This is a genomic window from Snodgrassella alvi (genome assembly GCF_002777425.1).
GTDB lineage: Bacteria > Pseudomonadota > Gammaproteobacteria > Burkholderiales > Neisseriaceae > Snodgrassella > Snodgrassella alvi_B.
This window is the reverse complement of sequence record NZ_MDVC01000058.1, coordinates 28,790-53,441: the sequence shown is the minus strand read 5'-3', so window position 1 is coordinate 53,441 and position 24,652 is coordinate 28,790. Positions and strand designations below refer to the sequence as shown.

General features: G+C 42.2%; 23 protein-coding genes and 1 tRNA gene. 7 read left to right on the top strand and 17 right to left on the bottom strand.

Annotation, left to right across the window (positions count from 1 at the left end; genetic code table 11):
• The first annotated feature begins 301 nt into the window (after positions 1–301).
• The 3 genes from BGI33_RS05880 (at position 302) to BGI33_RS05870 (ending at position 2,227) form a co-directional block, all read left to right on the top strand.
• Positions 302–1,066, top strand: a complete 765-nt coding sequence (locus BGI33_RS05880) for an energy transducer TonB (RefSeq protein ID WP_100090371.1) — start codon at positions 302–304, stop codon at positions 1,064–1,066.
• Positions 1,067–1,144: 78 nt separating this feature from the next.
• Entirely contained in the window at positions 1,145–1,810 is a 666-nt protein-coding gene (locus BGI33_RS05875; RefSeq protein ID WP_100090370.1) for a MotA/TolQ/ExbB proton channel family protein, read from the top strand.
• A gap of 3 nt (positions 1,811–1,813) precedes the next feature.
• The gene (locus BGI33_RS05870; RefSeq protein ID WP_100090373.1) at positions 1,814–2,227 is read left to right on the top strand and encodes an ExbD/TolR family protein; all 414 of its coding nucleotides are present in this window, start codon (positions 1,814–1,816) and stop codon (positions 2,225–2,227) included.
• A 269-nt stretch (positions 2,228–2,496) separates the two neighbouring features.
• Here BGI33_RS05870 and BGI33_RS05865 read toward each other — a convergent pair whose 3' ends face one another.
• From BGI33_RS05865 to rpsB, 14 genes are all read right to left on the bottom strand, one after another.
• Positions 2,497–2,799, bottom strand: coding sequence for a hypothetical protein (locus BGI33_RS05865; protein WP_093093342.1), 303 nt, complete (start codon positions 2,797–2,799; stop codon positions 2,497–2,499).
• A gap of 395 nt (positions 2,800–3,194) precedes the next feature.
• A complete protein-coding gene (lpxA, locus tag BGI33_RS05860) occupies positions 3,195–3,971 on the bottom strand; it encodes an acyl-ACP--UDP-N-acetylglucosamine O-acyltransferase (RefSeq protein WP_100090369.1) in 777 nt (258 codons plus the stop codon).
• 126 nt (positions 3,972–4,097) lie between these two features.
• The gene (gene fabZ, locus BGI33_RS05855; RefSeq protein ID WP_100090368.1) at positions 4,098–4,556 is read right to left on the bottom strand and encodes a 3-hydroxyacyl-ACP dehydratase FabZ; all 459 of its coding nucleotides are present in this window, start codon (positions 4,554–4,556) and stop codon (positions 4,098–4,100) included.
• Between the two features lie 4 nt (positions 4,557–4,560).
• Positions 4,561–5,622: a UDP-3-O-(3-hydroxymyristoyl)glucosamine N-acyltransferase gene (lpxD, locus tag BGI33_RS05850; RefSeq protein WP_100090367.1), complete on the bottom strand. Its 1,062-nt coding sequence runs from the start codon at positions 5,620–5,622 to the stop codon at positions 4,561–4,563.
• Positions 5,623–5,631: 9 nt separating this feature from the next.
• Complete coding sequence (locus BGI33_RS05845) at positions 5,632–6,132, bottom strand: OmpH family outer membrane protein (RefSeq protein ID WP_100090366.1); 501 nt, start codon at positions 6,130–6,132, stop codon at positions 5,632–5,634.
• 24 nt (positions 6,133–6,156) lie between these two features.
• A complete protein-coding gene (gene bamA / locus BGI33_RS05840; protein ID WP_100090365.1) occupies positions 6,157–8,532 on the bottom strand; it encodes an outer membrane protein assembly factor BamA in 2,376 nt (791 codons plus the stop codon).
• A gap of 3 nt (positions 8,533–8,535) precedes the next feature.
• The gene (gene rseP, locus BGI33_RS05835) at positions 8,536–9,876 is read right to left on the bottom strand and encodes an RIP metalloprotease RseP (RefSeq protein WP_100090364.1); all 1,341 of its coding nucleotides are present in this window, start codon (positions 9,874–9,876) and stop codon (positions 8,536–8,538) included.
• A gap of 14 nt (positions 9,877–9,890) precedes the next feature.
• The gene (gene ispC / locus BGI33_RS05830) at positions 9,891–11,093 is read right to left on the bottom strand and encodes a 1-deoxy-D-xylulose-5-phosphate reductoisomerase (protein ID WP_100090363.1); all 1,203 of its coding nucleotides are present in this window, start codon (positions 11,091–11,093) and stop codon (positions 9,891–9,893) included.
• 7 nt (positions 11,094–11,100) lie between these two features.
• Positions 11,101–11,910, bottom strand: coding sequence for a phosphatidate cytidylyltransferase (locus tag BGI33_RS05825; protein WP_100090362.1), 810 nt, complete (start codon positions 11,908–11,910; stop codon positions 11,101–11,103).
• 4 nt (positions 11,911–11,914) lie between these two features.
• The gene (locus BGI33_RS05820) at positions 11,915–12,664 is read right to left on the bottom strand and encodes an isoprenyl transferase (RefSeq protein WP_100090361.1); all 750 of its coding nucleotides are present in this window, start codon (positions 12,662–12,664) and stop codon (positions 11,915–11,917) included.
• A gap of 28 nt (positions 12,665–12,692) precedes the next feature.
• Positions 12,693–13,250, bottom strand: coding sequence for a ribosome recycling factor (gene frr / locus BGI33_RS05815; RefSeq protein ID WP_100090360.1), 558 nt, complete (start codon positions 13,248–13,250; stop codon positions 12,693–12,695).
• Positions 13,251–13,381: 131 nt separating this feature from the next.
• The gene (gene pyrH / locus BGI33_RS05810) at positions 13,382–14,101 is read right to left on the bottom strand and encodes a UMP kinase (protein ID WP_100090359.1); all 720 of its coding nucleotides are present in this window, start codon (positions 14,099–14,101) and stop codon (positions 13,382–13,384) included.
• A 174-nt stretch (positions 14,102–14,275) separates the two neighbouring features.
• Positions 14,276–15,148: a translation elongation factor Ts gene (gene tsf / locus BGI33_RS05805; protein ID WP_100090358.1), complete on the bottom strand. Its 873-nt coding sequence runs from the start codon at positions 15,146–15,148 to the stop codon at positions 14,276–14,278.
• Between the two features lie 113 nt (positions 15,149–15,261).
• On the bottom strand, positions 15,262–16,011 hold the full coding sequence (rpsB, locus tag BGI33_RS05800; RefSeq protein WP_100090357.1) for a 30S ribosomal protein S2: 750 nt from the start codon (positions 16,009–16,011) through the stop codon (positions 15,262–15,264).
• Between the two features lie 216 nt (positions 16,012–16,227).
• On the opposite strand from rpsB, the gene BGI33_RS05795 reads away from it, so the two are divergent.
• Positions 16,228–16,845 carry a 5-formyltetrahydrofolate cyclo-ligase gene (locus tag BGI33_RS05795; RefSeq protein WP_100090356.1) on the top strand — a complete coding sequence of 206 codons (618 nt, stop codon included), beginning with the start codon at positions 16,228–16,230 and terminating at the stop codon, positions 16,843–16,845.
• Between the two features lie 2,363 nt (positions 16,846–19,208).
• Here the strand turns inward: BGI33_RS05795 and nfsB are convergent.
• The 3 genes from nfsB to BGI33_RS05770 all read right to left on the bottom strand — a co-directional run bounded on the left by nfsB (position 19,209) and on the right by BGI33_RS05770 (position 21,510).
• Positions 19,209–19,853: an oxygen-insensitive NAD(P)H nitroreductase gene (gene nfsB, locus BGI33_RS05780; protein ID WP_100090353.1), complete on the bottom strand. Its 645-nt coding sequence runs from the start codon at positions 19,851–19,853 to the stop codon at positions 19,209–19,211.
• A 331-nt stretch (positions 19,854–20,184) separates the two neighbouring features.
• Complete coding sequence (locus BGI33_RS05775; RefSeq protein WP_100090352.1) at positions 20,185–21,117, bottom strand: nuclease-related domain-containing protein; 933 nt, start codon at positions 21,115–21,117, stop codon at positions 20,185–20,187.
• A gap of 308 nt (positions 21,118–21,425) precedes the next feature.
• Positions 21,426–21,510 (bottom strand) — tRNA-Leu (locus BGI33_RS05770).
• A 252-nt stretch (positions 21,511–21,762) separates the two neighbouring features.
• Between BGI33_RS05770 and BGI33_RS05765 the strand changes: the two genes are divergently transcribed.
• The 3 genes from BGI33_RS05765 (at position 21,763) to BGI33_RS14175 (ending at position 24,650) form a co-directional block, all read left to right on the top strand.
• A complete protein-coding gene (locus BGI33_RS05765) occupies positions 21,763–22,365 on the top strand; it encodes an SCO family protein (protein WP_180296991.1) in 603 nt (200 codons plus the stop codon).
• A 101-nt stretch (positions 22,366–22,466) separates the two neighbouring features.
• Complete coding sequence (gene hisG / locus BGI33_RS05760; RefSeq protein ID WP_100090350.1) at positions 22,467–23,120, top strand: ATP phosphoribosyltransferase; 654 nt, start codon at positions 22,467–22,469, stop codon at positions 23,118–23,120.
• Positions 23,121–23,162: 42 nt separating this feature from the next.
• Positions 23,163–24,650, top strand: a complete 1,488-nt coding sequence (locus tag BGI33_RS14175; RefSeq protein WP_100090349.1) for an NYN domain-containing protein — start codon at positions 23,163–23,165, stop codon at positions 24,648–24,650.
• Positions 24,651–24,652 lie beyond the last annotated feature (2 nt).

Genomic DNA, 24,652 nt, shown 5'->3' with positions numbered 1-24,652 from the left:
ATTATTTATCCAAACAATGTTATTGGTGTTGAATATGCAATAGCTGCGCCTTATAACTTTAGCAATATAATTTATATTTATCAAATATCTAATTTTTTAATAACTGAGAATTCAAACATAGTCAGGCGATGGAATATGCTTGAATATGGCTTTGCTATGTATAAGTTAGATTCAAAATCTAGTTTACTTAAGCTTTAATAAGTTTGTAAATTGTTTAGTTTGGCCCAGTTAGGGCGGTCTTAAGATTTTAGTATTTAGTTATATTGCAAATAATAATGGTTTCTATTATCATGGCAAAAATATGGAAAACCAACGTAAAGTCAATTTTTTAATTGTTGTTCTCGTACTGGGAATGCATGCTGTTCTATTTTGGGCAATAATGGCTGTTCATGCACAACAAGAAATTGATATTAATCTGCAAACACTTAATTTTGTTGATTTGGGCATGAGTTCAAATCAGGCAGTCGATGATGCTCCCTCCAAGCCACAATCGCAGCAATCTGTTGTGCATAAGCAATCGGTGAAAGCACCGGCTAAAAAAATGATGCCCGAGAAATCACTGATCAAGCCTGTGGTTGCGCCCAAGACAGAAAGTCAATTTAAGGTTATTCCACCGAAAGCGGATGAATCAAGATTAACGCCAGCAGTAGAAAAAACTGCTCCAATAGCGCCTGTACCTGTAAATAATGTCTCGAGCCCAACGTCTGCAAATACTAGTGAAAAATCTGAAGCTACATCTGCAAATGGTAAAAGTAGCGGGGATCAGGCTGGCGGCAGTTTGGTAGTACCAAAAGAATATCAGGGTGGTTTTCTGGCAGCATTAAAACCGGTTTATCCTGCTGATTCAAAGAGTAATGGGGAAGAAGGCGTTGTAGGGTTAACTGTTTCGGTATCAGCAGATGGTCAAGCACAGGATGTAGTGATAAGTAAAAGCAGTGGTTATAGCCGTCTTGACCGCTCAGCTAAGCAGGCGGTATTGAGGTATCGTTTCAAGCCTGCTACCCGTGGCGGGATGCCGATTCCATACAAATATCATTTTGATGTGGTTTTTAGAATATCTAATTGATAGCAATAATGGTAATGTAATTTTGTATTTTGAAATGATTTAATTAAATCATTGTTAACTTTGAAGGTAATTATTCTTATGGACGGTAATATTGCTTCAATTTATGCCCAGAGTGGCTGGATTTTGCTGACGGTTTTAGCCATTCTTGTCTTGATGAGCATTATGACCTGGATTATTGCGTTAGTGCGCTGCTGGAGTTTATGGTGCGCTAAACGTGATAATCGCGCTGCATTAAGTTGTTTTGCCACTGCTGAGAATCTGGCTCAGTTGCAGCATGAGCTGGCAGATAACCAGTCGCCAGTAGCTTTATTGACACGTGATGCTTTGCATGCCAGTAAGCTTTATCATGATAAAGCTAATCATTCATTGGCCGCAGCGATGCCTTTCAATCAGTATCTCACAAGCCAGATTCGCAATAGTATGGAACAGGTTATGCGCCGCTATGAAAGCGGATTGACTGTACTGGCTTCAATCAGTTCGAGTGCGCCATTTATTGGTCTGTTTGGTACTGTGTGGGGTATTTATCATGCTTTAATTAATATTGGCCATAGTGGGCAGATGAGTATTGCTGCAGTTGCTGGCCCAATTGGTGAGGCATTGGTTTCCACAGCCATTGGTTTATTTGCTGCTATTCCGGCATTGTTGTTTTATAACGGTTTGGTACGCAGTAAGAAAAATTTAAGTCGCGATCTTGATGGCTTTGCTCATGATTTACATGCACAGTTATTGAATAATAGGGATTAAATGATGGCATTTGGTCATTTCAGTGATGATGAGGTTCATGAATCAGCAGATATTAATGTGACGCCGCTGGTTGATGTAATGCTGGTATTGTTGATTGTGTTTATGATTACGATGCCGGTATTAACTCACTCTATTCCATTAACTTTGCCTACTACTGCCAATCCTGCACAACAGGCGGAACCTAAATCGCCATTACGTTTATCTATCGGGGCTGACGGGCAATATAAATTAGGTGATCAGACTCTTTCGCTGGCACAATTGCAGAATGATTTACATCTGAAAGCACAGGCTGATCCAGATGTGGTACTGGCCATTGCTGCTGATAAACACGTTGCTTATGATTATGTTGCGCAGGTTTTGGCAGCGGCCCGGAATGCTGGCCTGGTGAAAGTGGGCTTTGTTACGCAAGATAAGTGAGAAGAGCTAATTGATGATTTAGACTGTTAAAGTTTACTTTGCCTCTATACTTTCTAGCGTGACTATATTAATGGGCTTTCTTAAGGAGAAAGTCCGTTTTTCAAATCAGTTTGATAAAAGATGATATTTTGTGTACCCCATTTATTATTCAGATGGGCGCTAAATTACATTAATATGCTGATTTGAGTTACTTGGATAGGATGACTTCAGATTAAGTTAAATATACAAATGTAATTTTGAGAGTTGCTCTTGTCTGCTTAAATCTATATTTAACAGTCAAACCATTTTTCACTTTTAAAATATAAATATATACTTACGCTAAAATATATTAATAATATGCAGAGTACTGTTTTTAGTTGAGCATGGAAGAAGTAAGTTAATATTATATAAATAATGACACCTATGCCTGCTATTAGTGTCGGAATAATCCAATAGTATATGATGTGGTTATAAACATCTTTCTCTATGGGCTGTTGTGGAAGTTGTTTTTCTTCCCTGTATTTTCTCAGTAAAAATATTGAAAGGATTATATCCAGTATTTCCTCAAGTATATTTGCTATGAATTGAAGCATTCATTTTTCCTTTGTTATTAACATTTTACCATTTAATTATACTGTGCAGGATTGATATGGTGCAACTGGATACTGTAGATGTTATTTATATGGTGATACTTGTTGGGACAAACCACGCTGTAATTACTTTTAAATTTTCAGAGGCACGTTTAGTTTCAATAGATTTTACTATAATAAAATAATAGAAATATTCTGCCGAGAAAATGATCTGGATATATGATTTTGAATATAAATTATTGTTTCAGATATACCTATATAAATAATAGGATGTTTTTGCGCTCAGTTTTGAACTTGATTTGATACTGAAGAATATATTTGTCTGATTGAAGTCTGGTTGTATAGATAAAACAGATAGATTAACTTCTGGCCAATCTACCTGTTTTATTTGGCCTGTTCTAGCGGATTACGCCACGTGTAGAGTGGGTAAAAAATTCTTTGAACACGTGTAATTCGGGGGCTGAATCTGCTTCTGCAATAATTCTGGCTTTGGCATCAGCATAACTTAATCCCTGCCGATAAAGTATTTTATACAGGCGTTTGATGTTGGCAATTTGTTCTGCTGTAAAGTTATGGCGGCGTAAGCCTTCGGTATTAAGCCCGGCAGGTTCGGCGCGATAACCGGCGGCCATTACATAAGGCGGAACATCTTTGTGTACGCCAGCAGCGAATGCGGTCATGGCATAGTCGCCAATATTACAAAATTGGTGTACCAGTGAGAAACCGCCCAGTATTACATAATCACCAACGACAACATGTCCGGCAAGGGATGCATTGTTGGCAAAGACTGTATGGTTGCCAACAACACAATCATGAGCCAGATGAACGTAAGCCATGATCCAGTTATTGTTACCTACACGGGTTTCACCAATACCGGTAACGGTACCGGTATTGAAGGTGGTAAATTCTCGGATGGTGTTGTTGTTACCAATAATCAGTCTGGTAGGTTCGCCACGGTATTTTTTGTCCTGTGGAATTGCCCCCAGTGAAGCAAACTGAAAAATCCGGTTGCCTGTTCCAATAGTGGTATGCCCATCTATAACAACATGCGATCCGATATCGGTATCGGCACCAATCTGCACATTGGCACCAATTACGGTATAAGCACCCACAGATACGCTACTATCGAGTTCGGCTTTGGGATCAATAATGGCTGTGGGGTGAATCTGCGTCATGTATATTTCCTACAGTCGTGGTTTAACGACCAGTTTAATCATATGTGATTAATATTTCAGTTGTGCACTTATGCACTTATGCACTTATGCACTTAATCTATTGTATTGTGTGGCTATGGGTAGCCTTTACTTGTCTACCTTGCGTTTGGCACACATGATTTCGGCCTCAGCTGCAATCTGATTTTCTACCCATGCAGTAGCTTTGAATTTGCCGATATCGCGTTTGTTTGCCAATAATTTTACTTCAAATCTAAGCTGATCACCTGGTATAACCTGACGTTTGAAACGGGCGTTATCAATACCCACGAAGAAATAAATTTCATCATCGTCACGGCCACCATGGCTAAGAATGGCCAGTGTGCCACAAGCCTGTGCCATGGCTTCGATAATCAGAACGCCGGGCATAACTGGAAAATCGGGAAAATGCCCCAGAAAAAAGGGTTCATTAGTGGTTACATTTTTGATTGCACTCAGCGTCATGGCTTCGCTATCGTAAGCGGTAACACGGTCAATCAGTAAAAATGGATAGCGGTGAGGCAATAATTTTTGTAAGGTACGAACGTCTAGAGGTAAAGACCAATCCATTGCTTTAATCCTGTTGGTTTGATGAATTGCCGTTCAACTCGGCTAATTTGTGTTCCAATGCTTTTATTTTCTGGTGCATTTCGTGTAAATGACGAATATGTGCCGCATTCTTTACCCAGTCACTGTGTTTTTGTAATGGGAATATAGAAGCGTAATGGCCACTTTCCTTGATACTGTGACTCACGGCAGTAGCAGCGCCGATGGTTGTTTTTGGCGGTATGTTTAAATGACCGCCAATCATCGCTGCGCCACCAATAACGGAATAAGCGCCCACTTCTGTGCTACCGGCAATGCCGGTGCAGGCCACAATAGCTACATGAGCACCGATTTTGCCGTTATGTCCAATCATCACCTGATTATCAATTTTGGCATCGTTTTCAATAACGGTGTTTTCAATAGCACCGCGGTCAATTGTGGTATTGGCTCCGATTTCAACATCATCGCCCAGAACTACGCAGCCGGTCTGAACAATTTTAAACCACTCGTTTTTCTGTTTGTCCCAGGCAAAACCAAACCCATCGGCACCAATAACACAACCGGAATGTAGCTCTACCCGGTTACCCAGCTGGCAGCCATGATAAATGGTTACGTTGGCATGAATAATACAATCATTGCCTAATGTACAGTTTTCTTCAATGACTGTACCAGCCAGAATACGCGTGTTTTCACCAATGACACAGTGCTCTCCAATAACTACATGGGCACCAATTTCACAACTGGCTGCAATTTGTGCTGTTGGAGCAATAACTGCACTGGGATGGATACTTGCTTTGGACTGCGGGCGTGGATGAAACAGACGCGCAACACGCGCAAAGTAAAGATAGGGATCGTCGGTGATAATTAGGGAACGGCCAGCTAAAACTTCAGCAGATTTTTCGGTAACAATTAATACACCAGCATGGCTGGCAATGGCTTCAGCACGCAGGCGAGGATTACTCAGGAAGCTGATATCATGCGCCTGCGCCTGTTGCAATGAGGTTATGCTGGTAATAATGACATCATCACCACGCAATTGTCCGCCCAGTTGTTCAACCAGAGCTGTGGCGGTTATCTGATTCACTGCCATGATTCTGCCTTACTGTTTTTGTGCATTTAATGCTTTGATAACGGCATCAGTGATGTCAAATTTGCTGTTGACAAATATGGCATCCTGAATGATAAGGTCATAACCCTCTTTCCGTGCCATATCGATAATGACTTTATTGGCATTTTGCTGGAGTGAGGCAAATTCTTCATTGCGGCGCAGGTTGTAATCTTCTGCCAGTTCAGCCGCCGCTTCTTTATACTGCTGATCCATTTGCAACATCTGTTTGATTTTTACTTCCCGTTCTGTCACAGGAATTTTGCCGGACTCAATTGCTTCTTTGAGTTTCAGGCCTTCAGTTTGCATGGCTTGCAGTTTTTTCTGCCGTGGTGCAAATTCTTTATCCAAATCTTTCTGGATGGACTGCGCCTGAATAGATTGCTGATAAACCCGGCTGGTATCAATAAAGCCAAGTTTTTGTATGCTTTCTGCCCATGCCAGAGTACAGGAAAGCAGGGTAGCAGCAAATGTTAAGACAATTTTTTTAAGCATGAATTTGTCCTTATCTGACTACGATTAGAACGTGGTTCCTAACTGGAACTGGAAGCGTTGCAACTGGTCTTCCGGTTTTTTGTGAATCGGATAGGCATAACTGAATTTCAGAGGTCCCATCGGCGATAACCAGGTAACAGCCAAACCTGCGGAGTAACGCACTTCGTTACCAAAGCTGGATTTGTGTGCTTTGGAGCCACCATAGGGATCCTTTTCATTTTGGTAGTTGTAGGTTTTGTTATCCCATACGCTACCGGCATCAGCAAACATACTTAGACGGACGGTATGCTGGTCTTTAATTCCCGGAAACGGAAATAACAGCTCCGCAGTTGCATTAGCAGTGTAATTACCACCATAACTGCTGGAATCACTGCTGTAAGAACCATCACTGTAGCGATTGAAATATTTGGGACCGAGTGTACCGGATTCATAACCACGGACTGAACCTAAACCACCACCACTAAAGGCATACATAAATGGTAAATCTTTGGTTTTACCATAGCCGTCTGCATAACCGAGCTGGCCATATAGCATGATGGTGAAGTTTTTACTTAATGGGAAATACCAGCGTTGATCGTGGTTGATTCTGTAATATAGTAAATCACCGCCAGGTAAACCGCTGTCTATATTAGCATTCATTATGTAGCCGCGAGTAGGCCATAATGCACTGTCAGTGGTATTGCGCCCCCAGCCTACGGTACCTTTGAATATCCAGTTATCTTTACCATATTTCTGCACAAACTCAGCATAACGTTGCGGTGCGTAATCACCATACAGGTTTACGGCCAGATGCTCGGCGCCAAGGCTGAAATTCACCCGATCGTATTCAGTAATTGGCACACCCATAGTCATGGCTGCACCGATGGTGGTGGTTTTGTAATCCATGGAGTTACTATCGGATTTACTGGGGTTGTAACCACGATAGTACATGTTGTAACCCAGACTTACACCATCGGGGGTAAAATACGGATCGGTAAATGACAAGGCGGCAACCTGATTAACCTTGGAACGGGATAATTGCAGGCTGGCAGATTTACCGGTACCAAACAGGTTATCCTGTGAAATACCTGCTGACAGCAGCAAACCATCATCTTGTGCCCAGCCTGCACCGACATTGATGGAACCGGTTGAACGTTCTTTGACGCTCATATCCAGATCTACCTGATCGGGTGTACCTGCCACGGGCTTAACATCTACCTCAGCATTATCAAAGTAGCCCAGTTGTTGAATGCGCTCTTTGGAACGGTTAATTTTAGATACATCATACGGAGCGCGCTCCATTTGCCGCAACTCACGCCGCAATACTTCATCGCGGGTTTTGTTGTTACCGGTGATATTGATCTGATTAACGTATACTTTCCGATCTGGTACTACGTTCAGGACGAAATCGACAACATGGGTGTTTTCATCAGGCACCGGACGAACATTAACCTGGCAGAAGGCATAGCCTGAACTGCCCATTTTTTCCTGAATTGCCTTGATGACATCAATCAACTGTGCGCGGTTATACCATTTGCCCTGTTTGATTTTAACCAGCTTCTGTAATGATTCTGCCGGTACTTCGCGAGTATCGCCGCCAATGGTTACTTTACCCCAGCGGTAACGGGCGCCCTCATCCACCGTGATATTAATCATCCGCTGCGCTTTGTCTTCGCTATTGTTCATTTTGACATCAGCAATGCGAAAATTCAGATAGCCATGATCTTGATAATAATTATTGATTTTATCCAGGTCCTGCTGTAACTGGGTATCGGAATAACGGTCATCTCTGGTTAGCCAGCTTGTCCAGCTTTTCTGGCTCAGTGACATCTGTTTGCGCAAGGTATGTGCTGAGAACTGTTTGTTACCACTAAAATTGATGGATTTGATGGTTGTGGTTGAACCTTCGTCAATGTTCAGTTCGAGCGCAACACGATTACGTTCCAGCCGGGTAACTTTAGGTGTAATTTTCACGGCATTCTTACCGCGCTGACGATATGCATCCTGCAAACCGAGTATGGCCTGCTCCAGTGTCGCCGGATTAAACACGCGTGATTGCCCTAAACCAAAGCTACTCAGATTTTTCTTGATGTCGTTGTTGTTGATTGACTTGCCACCGGTAACATCGAAATTGCTGATAATCGGCCGTTCAACTACGGTTAACAAAACCTGATTGCCCATAGTCTCAACCCGGACATCATCAAAGAAGCCTGTGGCATATAATCTTTTAATAATGTCTTCACCTTCGACATCGGTGAAAGTATCACCAATTTTAACTGGCAGGTAACTGAAAACGGTTGTCGGTGCGGTGCGCTGCAAACCCTCTACCCGAATGTCTTTTATGGTAAACGGTTCGACTGCCAACGCCAGTGAAGACAGGCCCAGAGCCATTAAACTGACAGTAATCTGCTTTAATTTCATCATTCATCCAAACAAGCGGGTAATATCATTGAAGAAAGCCACCAGCATCAACATTAACATGGCAGCGATACCAAAACGTAGTCCTATTTCTTGTATACGTAAACTCAGAGGCTTACCGCGAATCCATTCGATCGCATAATACAGTAAATGCCCCCCGTCTAACACGGGAATGGGTAATAAATTCAGTACACCAAGGCTCACGCTAACGAGTGCCAGAAATTCTGTATAGCTCTGCCAGCCCATGGCTGCGGTTTTGCCAGCTACATCAGCGATAGTTAAAGGACCGGAAAGATAATGCAGCGATGCCTGACCGGTGAGTAATTTGGCAAACATGGAAAGGGTTAGTGTAATGTAATCCCAAGTACGCTGCATAGCCAGTTGTACTGATTGAAAAAAGCCGGGCTGATAATGCTGGCGAATCTGGGTATCCCATGCTTTATCGCGCATGGCACCTACGCCAACCTGTCCGATAATAGTACCATTTTCCACTACTGAGGCGGGTCGCAAACTGGTTTGCAGGGTCTGCCCGTTGCGCTGATAAGTAATATCCAGTTTAGCACCGGCACTGGCACGGATGCTATCCACCCAGTCCTGCCAGCCTGTGAGTTTGCGGCCGTTAATGGTTAACAGGATATCACCGGGACGCAAGCCAGCTTTTGCTGCAACGCTATCGGGTACAACCATGCCTATCTGGTTGATAACTTTAAATGGCATGATACCCAGATAACCGGTTTTGGCAACATTATCTGCGGCATCTGTACCGGCGATATTTAGCTGCCGCTGTCCGGAATGTCCTGCAGCAGTAATGACGTCAACCTGAACTTTACCACCATCCAGATTCAGCATGATTTTTGCCTGGGCATCTGTCCAGTCGGTTACGGCCTGTCCATTCACCTTAACGATGCGGTCATCCGGTTGAAAGCCGGCTTCTGCCGCTACGCTTGCCGGTTCAACCATGCCAATCCATGGCCGAATCTGAGTAATACCGCCTACACTGAAACTGGCAGCATATAGCAATACGGCCAGCATCAGATTGGTTAGTGGACCAGCAACGACGATTGCAATACGTTTCAGCGGGTGTTGCCGGTCAAAAGCGTAAGGCAAATCGGCCTCACTGACCTCACCTTCACGGGTATCAACCATTTTGACATAGCCACCGAGTGGGATTGGTGCCAGACACCATTCGATATTGGCACGTTTGACGCAAAAAAATGGCTTACCAAAACCTATGCTAAAGCGCAGTACTTTAACACCACACCAGCGTGCTACAACCAGATGGCCTAATTCATGCAAACTTACCAGCAGTAAAATCGCTACGATAAAAGCAACTATGGTTAATAACATGGTTTATCCTGTTCTTATCTGGCAGCTCGGCTAGCTACCCATGTTGTTGCTGCACTACGCACTTGCCCATCCAATTGCAGGAGCTCCTCAATAGATGAGGCGGGCTGCCCACTAAAGTGCTGTAGACAGTTGTCTACTACTGATGCCAGTTCGGTAAAGCGAATAAGCCCGTCCAAAAAGGCAGCCACTGCAATTTCATTGGCGGCGTTCAGTATACAGGAGCTGGCAGCGTGGCTGCTGTGCAATACATCATAGGCCAGTTTCAGACATGGGAAGCGTACAAAATCTGGTGCTAGAAAGTTTAAGCCACTTAAACGGGTGAAATCTAGCTGTTTCACCCCTGAATCAATTCTGTCTGGCAATCCCAGGCAATGTGCAATCGGAATACGCATATCCGGCTCACCCATTTGTGCCAGCACTGAGCCATCTATGTAGCGTACCATACTGTGTATCACACTTTGCGGATGGAGGACTACTTCCAGCCGTTCGGCAGCGGCATTAAATAGCCAGCGTGCCTCAATCAACTCCAGCCCCTTGTTCATCATGCTGGCTGAATCAACGGAAATTTTGCGCCCCATTTGCCAATTGGGATGCTGTATTGCGGCTTCTGGAGTAATGGCAGCAAAATCTGCCAGTGGGGTATGCAGGAAAGGACCGCCTGATGCAGTTAAAATCAGCGAAGCCACTCCAGCCTGCTCCAAATCACCCTGATAATCTGCCGGCAAAGCCTGAAAAATGGCATTGTGCTCACTGTCAACCGGTAACAGGCGCGCACCATTTTGCTGTACAGTTTGCATAAATAATGCACCGGCAACTACCAGAGTTTCTTTGTTTGCCAGATAAATGGTTTTACCTGCTTTGGCCGCGGCCAGAGTTGGTTTTAACCCGGCAGCACCGACGATGGCAGCCATGACTGCATCAGTTTCACTGGCCTGAGCGACATCACACAGGGCCTGCTCACCAAATAATACCTCAGTAGTCACAGCGGCAGCCTGTAATTGTACTTGCAGGGCACTTACCTGTGTTGCTGAGGCAACTACAGCATAAACTGGCTGAAAACGAATACATAATTCTGCCAGACGATCAATTTGCTGGTGTGCAGTTAACGCGAAAACAGCAAATCGTTCGGGATGTCGGGCAATAACATCCAGAGTATTCAGGCCAATACTTCCGGTAGCCCCCAGGATGGTTATGGACGTTGGATTACAACCACTCATCAGGAAATCACTTTACACTAAAACAGGCCAGTAAGGCTGCATAAACGCTTAGTACGGCAATCAGGGAATCTACTCGGTCAAACACCCCGCCATGGCCGGGTAAAAGCTGGCTGCTGTCTTTTACACCTCCGGCACGCTTGAGCCAGCTTTCCAGTAAATCGCCGCAGATACTCACAGCAGTCAGAATCACCGCCAGACAAAGATTTTGCCACCAAGGCAAGGTAATGGGCAGCCAGCTTTGCTGTTGCAGGACAACTGTATAGATAGCAACGCAGATAACTGCGCCAATGGCACCTTCCCAGCTTTTATTCGGGCTGATTGTCGGTGCCAGTTTGCGTTTACCCACAGCCCTGCCGACAAAATAGGCTGCAATATCGGCAATCCACACCAGTGCCATGATGGATAGCAGAGCAGTAGCTGCTGTGGTATCTGGCCGCAGGGATATTAAAGCTTGCCAGAAAGGTACCATTAACAGCCAGCCTATCAGGATACCAAACAGGTTTGCTCTAATTTTCCATTTAAATTTTAGCCAGACTGGTACGATAATCAGCCAAAACAGCAGTACTGTTATCTGTATCCATAGTGGCAATGCAGTCTGTTGACAATAAAAATAAAGACAACAACCCCCTGCTGCACTCAATAGCAGATAGAGGGCGTTCTGGATACTAGAAAAATGAACAATACGGGCATATTCCCATAATGCCAGTAATGCGATCAAACCGCTGAAAGCAACCCATAAACTGTTGTTGGCCCCAAACAACATACCTATCATTAGGGGCAATAAAACCAGAGCAGTGAGAATACGTTGTTTGAGCATAAAATCAGGGACGCTGTTGGGTAAGAGGCAACTGCTCCGAAGTTCTGCCAAACCGTCGCTCCCGCACCTGATAGGAGCGAATAGCAGTGTCTAGCTGGGATTCGTCAAAGTCAGGCCACAAAACCGGTGTGAAATACAACTCGGTATAAGCCAGTTGCCATAAAAGAAAATTACTGATGCGGGTTTCACCACCAGTACGGATAAACAGATCCGGCTCCGGAGCATCACCAAGTGACAGATACGGTAGAATACTGGTCTCAGTCAGCTCGGTGGCACCAGCCGCAATAGCTTGATTGACTGCCTGCAAAATATCCCAGCGGCCACCATAATCGGCTGCGATTGTGAGCGTAAGGCCAGTATTAGCGGCTGTTAATGCTTCGGCTTCTTCAATACCACGCACGATTTCTGCTGCAAAACGGCTACGATCGCCAATGACACGCAGACGCAGGTTATTTTTATGCAGTCTTTGTACCCGTTTTTGCAATGATTGCAAAAACAGGTTCATCAGAAAATTAACTTCATCAACCGGGCGACGCCAGTTTTCGGTAGAAAAAGCAAAGACAGTCAGATACTCTACGCCCATACGAGCGCAGTTGGCTGTCATTTCTTCTAGCATTTCCAGACCTTTTTTATGCCCCATGATACGCGGCATAAAACGCTTTTTAGCCCAGCGTCCGTTACCATCCATGATAACGGCTATGTGACGCGGAATTTCAGTGTGATCAGGTACGCTTTGGGTACTACTGGTAGTCAAAACACATCCTTTACGTCGATTAAAAGGTTTAGATTGCCATCAGGTCGGCCTCTTTGGTGGCCAACATTTTATCAATTTCAGCAATGTATTTATCGGTAAGTTTCTGAATGCCTTCTTCGCCACGGTGTGCTTCATCCTCACTGATTTCCTTGTCCTTAAGCAGACGTTTGAGGTCATTATTGGCATCACGGCGGACATTACGGACTACTACCCGGCCATCTTCCACTTCGCCACGGACTACTTTTATCAAATCTTTACGCCGCTCTTCAGTGAGCATTGGCATTGGCACCCGAATTAAATCACCCATGGCTGCTGGATTCAAACCCAGATTGGAGTTGCGGATTGCCTTTTCGATAACGGCTGCCATTTTGCTTTCATAGGGTTTAACCCCAATGGTACGTGCATCCAGCAAGGTTACGCTGGCAACCTGACTAACTGAAACCATGCTTCCGTAGTATTCTACTTCTACCTGATCAAGTAATCCGGTATGCGCGCGTCCTGTGCGGACTTTAGACAGATTATCGCGCAATACTTCAAGGGATTTCTGCATTTTGGTTTCAGCGGTGTGTTGAATTTCGTTAATCATGAACATTCCTGTCTGAACTGGCTGCATTTATTTCAATCTTTTCGAAATTTTTGCTACCAGAAAATGGCAAACGCGCATACTAACGCAGTTATACGCGTCACCACAAGTTTAGTTAAGTACTCTGGTGGGTTTTATACGTGAACCAATGTACCTTCGTCTTCACCCATAATGACATTTTTCAGTGCACCTGGCTTGAATATACCAAATACTACGATATTCAGTTTCTGCTCGCGGCATAAGGCAAATGCTGTAGCATCCATCACCTTGAGGTTCTGGCTAATCGCTTCATCAAAGGTAATCTCCTGATAACGTCTAGCATCAGGATTGGTTTTGGGGTCGGCAGTATACACACCATCTACATTGGTTGCTTTTAACATAATATCACAATTCATTTCCACACCACGTAAGCTGGCTGCTGTATCTGTGGTGAAAAACGGATTACCGGTTCCTGCTGCGAAAATTACTACCTTGCCTTCTTCCAGATACTGAATGGCTTTGGGACGAGCATAGGTTTCTGCAACCTGCTGCATACTCAGGGCAGACTGAACTCGAGCTTTAACCTGCTGGGTTTCAAATGCCTCTTTCAAGGCCAGTGCATTCATCACTGTTGCCATCATGCCCATGTAATCGGCTGTTGCACGTTCCATGCCTTTGGCTGACTGTGCCATGCCACGAAAGATGTTACCACCACCAATAACAATGGCTACTTCTACGCCCATGTCGACCACTTCTTTGACCTGTGCGGTGATTTGCATAATAGTATCGCGATTGATACCGAAAGCATCTGGCCCCATCAGGGACTCACCGGATAGTTTCAATAATACACGCTTGTATTTAGCTGGTTTAGTCATGATCATTCTTTCTGTCAGTTTGCCATTAGATAATTAACAGCTATCACTATAATTTTCAATGGATAAGGATGGGAACTTTTATTTCAGTTATCTCAACCGGAGTAAACAGATAACTCAAAAAAAAGCACCCTGATTCAGTATCCTGAATCCAGAGTGCCCATGGCATTAACTGCCTTATACTTTAGAAGCAGCAGCGACTTCAGCAGCGTAATCTACTTCTTTTTTCTCAATACCTTCGCCAACGTGGAAAGCAACAAAACGGTTTACTTCAGCATTCTGTTCTTTCAGGAATTTTTCCACAGTCTGATCAGGATTGATAACAAACTGCTGTCCCAGCAGGGTTACTTCAGCCAGAAACTTCTGCACGCGGCCTTCAACCATTTTTTCAATGATGTTTGCCGGTTTGCCGGAAGCAGCTGCCTGTTCTTCATAGATGTGGCGTTCTTTAGCTACAATTTCAGGGTCTACTTCAGCAGCAGAAACACATTGTGGCTTGGAGGCAGCGATATGCATTGCTACCTGACGGATAGCCTGAGTGTCGCCGCCTTTATGCTCAACCAGTACACCGATTTTGGTACCGTGCATATAGGTAACCAGACTGTTGTCGGTTTCAATGCGTTCGAAGCGACGTACAGTAATGTTTTCACCCAGTTTGGCAATAACAGCTTTACGTGCTTCTTCAATAGTTACACCGTCATCAGTTTTGGCTTCAGCCAGAGCTTCCAGAGAAGCAGGGTTATGTACGGCAACAGCTTTGGCCACAGCCTGAGCAAATGCCATAAAGCTGGTATCTTTGGCTACGAAGTCTGTTTCACAGTTAATTTCGGCAACGGCACCTACTTTGCCATCTACATAATCAGCAACTACGCCTTCTGCAGCAGTACGGCCGGCCAGTTTGCCAGCTTTGGCACCAGATTTGATGCGCAGAATTTCTTCTGCTTTTTCCATGTTACCTTCGGCTTCTACCAGTGCTTTTTTGCATTCCATCATGCCCAAACCGGTAGCAGCACGCAAATCACCTACCATTTTTGCAGTAATTGCAGCCATGTTTTACTCCTTAAACTTGATTACGCTCAGCCGGATGGATATCAGACTGAAAATTGTTTCAAAAAAAGGGGCACTAACGTCCCCCTTCTTTTACAAAGATGCGAGATAACTGATTACTCAGCAGTAGCTGCAGCCTGTCTTTCTTCCGCAGCCTGAGCAGCCTGTACCACTTCCTGTAAAGACTGAGCCTTACCTTCTAAAATGGCATCGGCAATACCACGGCAATACAGACGGATTGCCTTGGCTGAGTCGTCATTACCCGGAATCACGTATTTAACGCCGTCAGGGCTGTTGTTGGTATCAACGATAGCGATAACCGGAATACCCAGCTTGGCAGCTTCTACCAGCGTACCTTTCTGATAGCCGGTATCGATAACAAAAATCGCATCCGGCAAGCCTTTCATGTCTTTGATACCGCCTAAAGAACGTTCCAGCTTGGCCACTTCGCGCTGCATTTCCAGCACTTCTTTTTTACTGTAACCGGCTTCAGTGGCATTTTCCAGCGCAGCGGTTTTTTCTTCCAGACGTTTGATAGACTGTTTTACGGTTTTGTAGTTGGTAAGCATACCGCCCAGCCAGCGATGATCCACGTAAGGAGCACCAGCGCGGGTTGCTTCTTCCTTAATGATATCACGTGCCTGGCGTTTGGTACCTACAAACAGAACAGTACCTTTGTTGGCAGCCAGACGGCGCACAACATCCTGTGCTTCTACAAACAGCGGCAGGGTTTTTTCCAGATTGATGATATGGATTTTGTTACGCGCACCGAAAATATACTCAGCCATTTTCGGGTTCCAGTAGCGGGTCTGGTGACCAAAGTGTACGCCTGCTTCCAGCATCTGGCGCATGGTAATTTGTGACATAATTCAATCCTTAAAGGGTTAAAGCCTGACACCGCCACGCATAGAACTCTGCAACAGAGCACCCTTTCGCGTACGATGCGAGCGTTACTAAAATTTTTTTACCGAGGTAAAACCATGGAATAATACAGGAAAAAATACATCTTCACAAGTATAGCAATCCATACCCCTTATTCCATCGTCTAAAACCATTGTATATAAATTTGTTAGTTTAAATCCATGACTACTCACTCAGATAAACAACAATTACGGCGACTGTTGCGCCAGCTCAGGAAAGCATTAAGCCAAGAAACACGTCGATTAGCGACCAAGAAAATCAACTGTCTTTTATACCCATTTATCCGGCGCCAGAAACGCATAGCCGTATACTGGGCTGTTGGTAGTGAATTATCTTTATGGTCGTTAATTGTAACGGCGCAGAAACGCGGCGCTCAGGTTTATTTGCCTTATATTGAACCTAAAAAACGCCAGCTATGGTTTACGCCCTGCCCTCGTCTCCCTCGCCGTCACGCTACTGTTCGTTATCTGAGTCTGCATCACCAGAATACCGGCAAGCACAAAATACCGCAGTTTAATGGATGCAAAATCCGGGCACGCTATTTACATACTATGCTGATACCTCTACTTGGTATAGATCATCAGGGTAATCGACTGGGACAGGGTGGCGGCTATTATGATGCAACTCTGGCAAGATTTCGCCATCGTCAGCCATTATTAGTAGGTGCTGGTTTTAGCTGCCAGCAAGTGGGTTCAATTCAATCAGAAGACCATGATATTAATATACCTATATTTGTCAGTGAAAATGGCTACCAATATCTGAACAGCCAGCATAATTAATGTTTACTGATTCAAAACCATGCCAAAAAATATATTTGTATTGAAAGACGATATAAATTTTTATGCATTTTAATTAATACGTAGCATGCCATTTTGAAATAATCGGCTTAGTAGTTATATTTTCATTATCAATAAGCTTAAAGCCCAATGCTTTATTGTAGAGAAATGGATATAAACTCTGAGCTATAAAATATTAAATTTCATATAATTATAACGCAATATACCATCCAATTTACTGGAAATAGATTAACTCATGCTATACATTAATCTACTCTAAGACGAGTGATGATAAATTGAAACATGGCAATATTTGGTGCCTGTGCCTCAAACGAGGATAACAATAAGGATTGGAAATTCTTCATTAGATACAGAGGATTTATCCATGCAAAAAATAAAGCACTTTTTTGGATTATTTGTTTTATTTTTGTTATAGCGACAATATTCCTTTTTGAGCAAACTGTTTTTGCCAAGAGGGGACTTTGGATTACATATTCTTCTAATGATCAAATTCAACCCATTAGATACTGGACATTATATTATTGATGACCAGGTCTGCTATGTTTCAACCTAACACTTATCTGAGCCGACAAATTGGCTGCCGATGTAAATAGCTTAATGTTTAAGAAAGATGGCATTATCTCAGGTTTAGCTAAGAATATGGTGAAAGGCAAAAACCACTTTTTATGAAAAGCACAAATTACCTTATGTTGCTCCTAATAGTGCTCAATTTGTGGCAAAGAAAAATCATTTCAAAGATAAAAATCATATTTATAAATATTATTCGAATTAAACTGATTGTACTGGATGATTTAGATCCTGAAATGTTTGAAATCGTTACTAGCCATTACCGTACCCGCCACTACGCTAAAGACAAAAATAATGTCTGTTACGATGGAAAAAGGAGCTTAATCCGAAAGATTTGAGATGGTGGGTAATTTGGTAATAATGAGGGTGATGAGGATTATTGTTATGGTGCAACACTCGTTGCGCTCGATATAAAAGTATCTCCGTTAATAGCCATCAAAATTAAACTTGATTAATGGCAATTTAACAAATTCAAAATCATTTTATTGAATTGGTACAAATTCTATTCTGTTGCTGGCTCAACAGAATAAATTATTTTATTGACTAAAAAATACCTTTACTGTTTTACGAGCCATTATCCAGCCAATAGCTCATAAAAGAAGAAGAAGTAATATATCCCATAAGCTATCGCTTTCTTGTTCTGTTAATGAATAAATTCTATTTTTAAACCATTGCCAACAATATGAATTGAGAAAGAAAGCAATTATCGCCAGCAACAATGTCAAAATAAAAGCAATGGTGGAATTTAAAATTAATGCTTTTACTTGTACTTTATTTTCGATAACAGTAAATTGTTTGCGTAAAGCAAAATAGCCAATGATAATTGACAATTAATAAAAAATCTAATAAAAATCAATAATTACAGCATTACGTTCTAAAGATTCTGTAGCAACACCATGAAAGAAACTTAAAATTAGGAAGAATACATACTAAAGATTTTTTTGTAGACCTGATAAATCGCATACCAGTGTAAGCGCTATTGCTGGAGTGATAAAAATTACAACCAGATTTGCTAACTGAGTAAAAGTATTAGATATAATTATACAAATAATTATTGATGTAAGAGAATTTATCGGAATATACGGCTTAACTTTGCCTAGTTGAAAACCGTAGCGTCAATAAATAATTCACGCCCAACCAAAAAATTGGTATCAAGCAACCAATAAAACAGCACAAAAAAGGACGGTAATTTTAAAAAGGTGGGGCTCTTGTATTTTTTCTTACGGTAACAATTTGGTGAGTTAATTATTTATATTCACAATTAACATTAACGTTCATCTCGTGTTTATTTCACTGTAAGCAGAGTTTTTATTGGACTAATGGGCAATCATGCCGTTTGATATTATGAATCTGCTGACTGGATATTTTATATATTAATTGAAAACCTAACTTAGAAACCTATTTTTAGGGAAAATTTTCCCTTAATATACAGAGTTTAGCTTCAGCTATTAAGCATATGGCATATTAAACCGCTTTTATCGGATACTGGCACATTCTTCATTCAGATAATAGTAAATTACTATTTTTTATTAAAAATTCAATGATATAGATTAGAAAATGTTTATGTTATTGTTGAAATATTAGGATTACGAGGCTAAATACAAATAAATTTTGTATCAAATCTAGCGGGTTATACTATCTGTTAACACCAAATATTATCATTTAAGTATGTAAATATTATTGGTGTGGCTACTGCTAATACCAAATAGCCTTATATCAAAATAGATTCTTTCAGTTAACTAAAAGAATCTATTTTATTTGTAAAATCAGAAAATAAATTATATCTGGGTAAATATCTGCTCTATCGGCAGACGCGATTTCGGGCGACTGGCATTACTGTCATTAGCAGCACGATAACCGAGGCTTACCACCAGAATGCTTTTTAAACCCTGTTGTTTTAATTCTAAAATATCATCCATTTTTTCATCATCAAAACCTTCTATCGCCGTTGAATCAATGCCAATGGCGGCAGCAGCAAATAATAGCTGTCCCAGTACGATATATAACTGTTTGCTTTCCCATTCGAGCTGAGCTTGTGACGTAGTGCTGTTTTTATTTACAAAGAAATGGCGACCTTTATCCATCATTTCCTTGATTTCACCTTCTCCAAAACGGCCATCTTTTTCTTCCTGAGCTAGCACGGTTTGTAAATGCTGTTCATCTAGCGGTGTTTTGGCACAAAATATCAGAGTATGAGATGAGTCTGCTACCCGTGGATGATTTATTTCCATTATTGCTGGCATGATTCTGGCACGTGCCGCATCATTATCCACTACAAAGAAATGCCATGGTTGAGCATTTACTGAAGAAGGGCTATTTCTGATAACTTCGAATAATTGCGTTAATTGCTCAGCCGGGATTTTTCTGGTTTTATCATAATGCTTGGTGGTATAACGCTGTCTGGAAATATCGGCAATGTTCATAATTGGATTCCTGTTATTGTCTACAATATTGATATGATAGTTCAACCTGTTGAATTTATATAAGAATAATATTCGTGGAAGTTTCGTAGATATGGCTACCTGTGAAAACAAATATTACTACTGCATATTGCTTGTATAAATTCAAAAGTCGCACTGTCATATCTGATAATTATAGTATTGCATTTCTGTAACTTTTTTTACCAGTACTTATTGTGTAAAAAATATTGGCTTTAATCCATTCCTGTTATGGATGTCTGATATCAATCGTTTTTGTTGACGATAAAAGCTAAGGTATATCATACGAGGATACGGAAATTCACGAGTAATGTATTTATTGCTGTTTAATTTTTTGCTGGCATTGATAACAATAAGCTTTTCCACCAAATATGTTTTTATGATTCCAGCAATAGTAAGCGGCACTGGCGGTAATATTTTTATGACAGGCAATACAAAAATAATGGCTGGCTGTTTGACTCTGGTTTTCAGTCTGCGATTGTGGCTGAATCTCAGGAGCAAGGTGAGCAAATTTACTGGCTAAATGATTCAAGCCAAAATAGCCTAACCAGTCATATTGTGCCGGTTGATGCAGCTGCACTAGCTGGCGGGCAAATTTTTGCAGACTGGTGCACGATGCAGTGCAAATAAAACTGAATATACCCAAACCCTTGCTTAACTGGTGCACTTTTGTTTTCAGCTGTTCATTTTTAATAATTTCATCCAGCCCTGGTACAGAAATTTTAGGACGCCGGATATAGGCATCATTGGAAACGAGTATCAGACTGTACATGGATGGTCGTAGCGGCCAGCCGAAACGGCTGGGCAACTGAATCAGATTGGTTTGTAACAGTTTGCTCAATAAGGTGATATGGCGCTGATTCTGTTCCAGTGGCGAAGGCATGCCTTGTCCTTTGCCTTTATACATGCGTGAAAATTCACCCAGTTCATTGATAATCAGACTACCAGCTACTCTTTTGCTTTCACATACAAATATTTGCAGGTGGCGATTAATCAGTAAATGGTCTATTTGTGCCACTTTACCCTGATATTGCAACCTCAAATCGTTGATAATTACCCAATCAGGGTGATTGCCAAAATGAAATTGCAACTGATAAGCTGATTCTGCTTCGCCTTTTATGCCCGCGCGAATTAATCGTATCTGCTGCTCAATATTTTGCCGTGTCTGTTGCGCTAAATCAGGCCATTGCAATAGCTGCTCTAGTGCCTCCAAATCTTTTTTTTTGCTATCAGCCTGTTTAATAATCATTTTTTCAGTGAATTTTAATAATTTGTCTTGAAAGATTTGTCAATAATGTCCAGTCTGTAACTGTATGATTACTATTGGTAAAAATAAATGCATACATGATAAACATGGTACATTTTTATAATAAAGTCTGCGTTCTGCGAAATCTGACATAAATACTGTGTTGAACAGGTTAATTTAACCACAAAGTTTTTGTCTGCTTAAACACAATATCTGACCAGCAGTCTGGCTGATTGCCCATTATCTGGGACACATAAAATCGCCAGGTAACAGACGTAAAAAAACCGCTGTTATCAGCGGTTTTCAAAATCTGGTGCCCAGGGACGGACTCGAACCGTCACACCTTGCGGCGGGGGATTTTGAGTCCCCTGCGTCTACCAATTTCGCCACCTGGGCTAGCGAAGAAAACGGCATTATAACGGATTTTCTGTTGTTGTAAAGAATTTTTTTATGGCAAAAATTTTTTTCTAATTATTTCTGAATAAAATATTGATTTTATATTTGGATTTTTTTATATTTTACTTATTAATTAGAACTAAAAATCTGTATAGTATTGTTATCTGAACATTATAAATGTACAACTTTTGTATTATTAATAAATTTATGCTTAAAATCCAATCTTTTCTGGCTTTAATGATATCTGCACTGATGCTAAGCGCATGCCAACCACAGCAGGCAGCGTCTACGGAACAGGCAGCAAGTACAAACGCTGTTGAGCCAAAGCAATATAGTTTTGAAGGCAGCGATGTACGTGATGCAGGTCTTGGTGGCAAAGATTTTTCTTTGCTGGGTGCAAATGGGAAAACAATACATCTGCGAGATTTTCAGGGTAAGGTGGTAGCGCTGGTATTTGGCTATACTCATTGCCCCGATGTATGTCCAACCAATCTGCTTGCCTATGCAGACGCCATAAACCAGTTGGGGGAAAAGGGTAAACAAGTACAGGTATTATTTATTACTGTAGACCCTCAGCGCGATACGCCACAGGTTATGACTGCTTATGCATCTGCTTTTAATCCGGATTTTATTGGTTTAACTGTAGACAAACAGCACATGGAAGCGCTTAATAATGTTATCGGCCAATATAAAATCGCTGTCCACAAAGTAGCTGGGCGTAGCGCAAATGAATATTTAGTTGACCACAGCACAGGTACTTATTTACTAGATAAACAGGGACATACCGTGGTTTATGAACCACACAGCCAGACAGCCACTCAATTGACCCATGACATAAAACAATTGTTAGACTAAAATTATTTAATTAATATTTTTATATTTTATACAAATTTATTTTTAGCCAATAATAAATTTATAGCTTAAAAAAGTTTTACTTTTCCTCTATACTGAAAAAAATGACTGCACAATTAACCATAGCGTTATCCAAAGGTCGAATTTATGAAGAAACTCTGCCACTACTGGCAGCGGCGGGAATTCATGCGATTGAAGACCCGGAACAATCACGCAAACTGATTATTAATACGAATCATGAAAATATCCGTTTAATTATTGTCCGCGCAACAGATGTACCCACATATGTGCAATATGGCGCGGCAGATTTTGGAATTTCCGGAAAAGATGTTTTAATTGAACATGATGGCGATGGGCTATATCAGCCTCTGGATTTAAATATTGCCCGATGCCGGATGATGGTGGCGGTACGCAAGGGCTTTGATTACGCGGCAGCTTCGCAGCCTGGTTGCCGTTTACGGGTAGCCAGTAAATACCCGAATATTGCTGCCGAGCATTTTGCCGGTAAGGGTGTGCATATTGATTTGATTAAACTGTATGGTTCGATGGAGCTGGCTCCATTGGTAGGATTAGCCGATGCAATCGTCGATCTGGTTTCTACCGGTAATACATTACAGGCAAATAATCTGCATGCAGTGGAACATATTGTGGATATTTCCAGTCAGCTGGTGGTAAACAAGGCGGCTTTAAAGCTGAAATATGCAGCCATACAACCCATTATTGATGTTTTTGCCTACGCAAAAAATCAACAAATTTAAACTTATTTTTAAGCTTATTTATATTGAATAGGAATTCTTTAAATGACTACAGAAAATTCAGCCAAACTGGCAGTACTCATTGATGCGGATAATACTTCAGCCAGTACTGTGGAATCTTTACTGGAAGAAATTGCGAAATATGGCATTGCCAGTGTTAAACGTATTTATGGCGACTGGAGTAGTGGTTTGTCCAAATGGAAAGACGCACTATTACCACATGCGATTACCCCGGTGCAGCAGTTCGCTTACACCAAGGGGAAAAATGCCACTGATATGGCTATGGTCATTGATGCGATGGATTTATTGTACAGTAATACTTTTGATGGTTTCTGTATTGTCTCCAGCGACAGTGATTTTACCCGTCTGGCTTCGCGTATCCGCGAAAATGGCCTGACCGTGTATGGTTTCGGGCAGAAGAAAACGCCAGAATCATTCCGCAAAGCTTGTGACAAGTTTATTTATACCGAAAATCTGCTCAGCCATACTACGATAGAAATCGGTGAAGACAAAACCCAGACACCAATTTTCCGCAATAAACGCAAAACCCCGGCCGAGCTGAAACAGGATACTGCACTGATAAATCTGTTCCGTAATGCGGTGAAGGAACATGCTGATGATGAGGGTTGGACATCACTGGGTGTGGTTGGTCAATATATCAACAAGGTAAATTCTGATTTTGATGCGCGCAATTATGGCTATACCAAACTTTCCTATCTGATTAATGCCATCGATATTTTTGAAACTCAGATGCACGGCAACCATTTATGGCTACGTCTGAAAAAACGCAATAATAATCTTGCTCCGAAAACAGAAAGCAAGTCTTATGCACCGATTGGTGAACAAGCGGCTTTCCAGCAGAATAATGATGCACCGCTGGTGATTACCATTCCGGCCGTCTCTACAGCAATGCCGGCAGAAAAGGTCAGTGTAACCATTGAACCAGAAGAGAAAAAGAAAGATAAAGAGCCGCTGCTGGTACAAATTGAAACTCAGGAACCAGAATTTACCAATTACGATAAAACGCGTGAAGACCAGACCAAGCGCGGTCGTGGCCGTCCTCGCAAAACCGTATTTGAAGCTGCAGTAACTCCGGCCACAAGCGGCCGTGGTCGTGGCCGCCCGTCTAAATCTGCTTTCAATAGCCGTTCAGCCAAGCCTGGCCGTTCCAGTAATGAAACTTCCAGCCGTCATCACTGGAACCGTCTGGTACCGATGGTGCAGAAAGCCATTGAGCGCACCTGTGATATCGAAGGCTGGGCAACAGTCAGCTCAGTTGCCCGTGAGCTGGTAACCAGCGATGGTGGCTTCAATGCCAGAGATTATGGCTTTGATAGTGCCAATAACGCCATTGCAGCCATCAGCAGTGAATGGGTAGACAGCCGCAAAGCCGGCCGTGGCTTGCGGGTACGGGTAATTAAACCCTATGATGTTGAAGTAGATGGCAATACCATTCCGGCACATGAACTTGCTGCCAAATCAGTAACACCTGTTATTGATGAAGATGATGATAATTTTGGTAACAATCTTTAATT

What these genes read in the sequence shown, in the direction of transcription:
- BGI33_RS05880 (WP_100090371.1), top strand. Translation starts at nt 302, where the DNA reads ATGGAAAACCAACGTAAAGTCAATTTTTTAATTGTTGTTCTCGTACTG.
- BGI33_RS05875 (WP_100090370.1), top strand. Translation starts at nt 1,145, where the DNA reads ATGGACGGTAATATTGCTTCAATTTATGCCCAGAGTGGCTGGATTTTG.
- BGI33_RS05870 (WP_100090373.1), top strand. Translation starts at nt 1,814, where the DNA reads ATGGCATTTGGTCATTTCAGTGATGATGAGGTTCATGAATCAGCAGAT.
- BGI33_RS05865 (WP_093093342.1), bottom strand. Translation starts at nt 2,799, where the DNA reads ATGCTTCAATTCATAGCAAATATACTTGAGGAAATACTGGATATAATC.
- lpxA (WP_100090369.1), bottom strand. Translation starts at nt 3,971, where the DNA reads ATGACGCAGATTCACCCCACAGCCATTATTGATCCCAAAGCCGAACTC.
- fabZ (WP_100090368.1), bottom strand. Translation starts at nt 4,556, where the DNA reads ATGGATTGGTCTTTACCTCTAGACGTTCGTACCTTACAAAAATTATTG.
- lpxD (WP_100090367.1), bottom strand. Translation starts at nt 5,622, where the DNA reads ATGGCAGTGAATCAGATAACCGCCACAGCTCTGGTTGAACAACTGGGC.
- BGI33_RS05845 (WP_100090366.1), bottom strand. Translation starts at nt 6,132, where the DNA reads ATGCTTAAAAAAATTGTCTTAACATTTGCTGCTACCCTGCTTTCCTGT.
- bamA (WP_100090365.1), bottom strand. Translation starts at nt 8,532, where the DNA reads ATGAAATTAAAGCAGATTACTGTCAGTTTAATGGCTCTGGGCCTGTCT.
- rseP (WP_100090364.1), bottom strand. Translation starts at nt 9,876, where the DNA reads ATGTTATTAACCATAGTTGCTTTTATCGTAGCGATTTTACTGCTGGTA.
- ispC (WP_100090363.1), bottom strand. Translation starts at nt 11,093, where the DNA reads ATGAGTGGTTGTAATCCAACGTCCATAACCATCCTGGGGGCTACCGGA.
- BGI33_RS05825 (WP_100090362.1), bottom strand. Translation starts at nt 11,910, where the DNA reads ATGCTCAAACAACGTATTCTCACTGCTCTGGTTTTATTGCCCCTAATG.
- frr (WP_100090360.1), bottom strand. Translation starts at nt 13,250, where the DNA reads ATGATTAACGAAATTCAACACACCGCTGAAACCAAAATGCAGAAATCC.
- pyrH (WP_100090359.1), bottom strand. Translation starts at nt 14,101, where the DNA reads ATGACTAAACCAGCTAAATACAAGCGTGTATTATTGAAACTATCCGGT.
- tsf (WP_100090358.1), bottom strand. Translation starts at nt 15,148, where the DNA reads ATGGCTGCAATTACTGCAAAAATGGTAGGTGATTTGCGTGCTGCTACC.
- rpsB (WP_100090357.1), bottom strand. Translation starts at nt 16,011, where the DNA reads ATGTCACAAATTACCATGCGCCAGATGCTGGAAGCAGGCGTACACTTT.
- BGI33_RS05795 (WP_100090356.1), top strand. Translation starts at nt 16,228, where the DNA reads ATGACTACTCACTCAGATAAACAACAATTACGGCGACTGTTGCGCCAG.
- nfsB (WP_100090353.1), bottom strand. Translation starts at nt 19,853, where the DNA reads ATGAACATTGCCGATATTTCCAGACAGCGTTATACCACCAAGCATTAT.
- BGI33_RS05775 (WP_100090352.1), bottom strand. Translation starts at nt 21,117, where the DNA reads ATGATTATTAAACAGGCTGATAGCAAAAAAAAAGATTTGGAGGCACTA.
- BGI33_RS05765 (WP_180296991.1), top strand. Translation starts at nt 21,763, where the DNA reads ATGCTAAGCGCATGCCAACCACAGCAGGCAGCGTCTACGGAACAGGCA.
- hisG (WP_100090350.1), top strand. Translation starts at nt 22,467, where the DNA reads ATGACTGCACAATTAACCATAGCGTTATCCAAAGGTCGAATTTATGAA.
- BGI33_RS14175 (WP_100090349.1), top strand. Translation starts at nt 23,163, where the DNA reads ATGACTACAGAAAATTCAGCCAAACTGGCAGTACTCATTGATGCGGAT.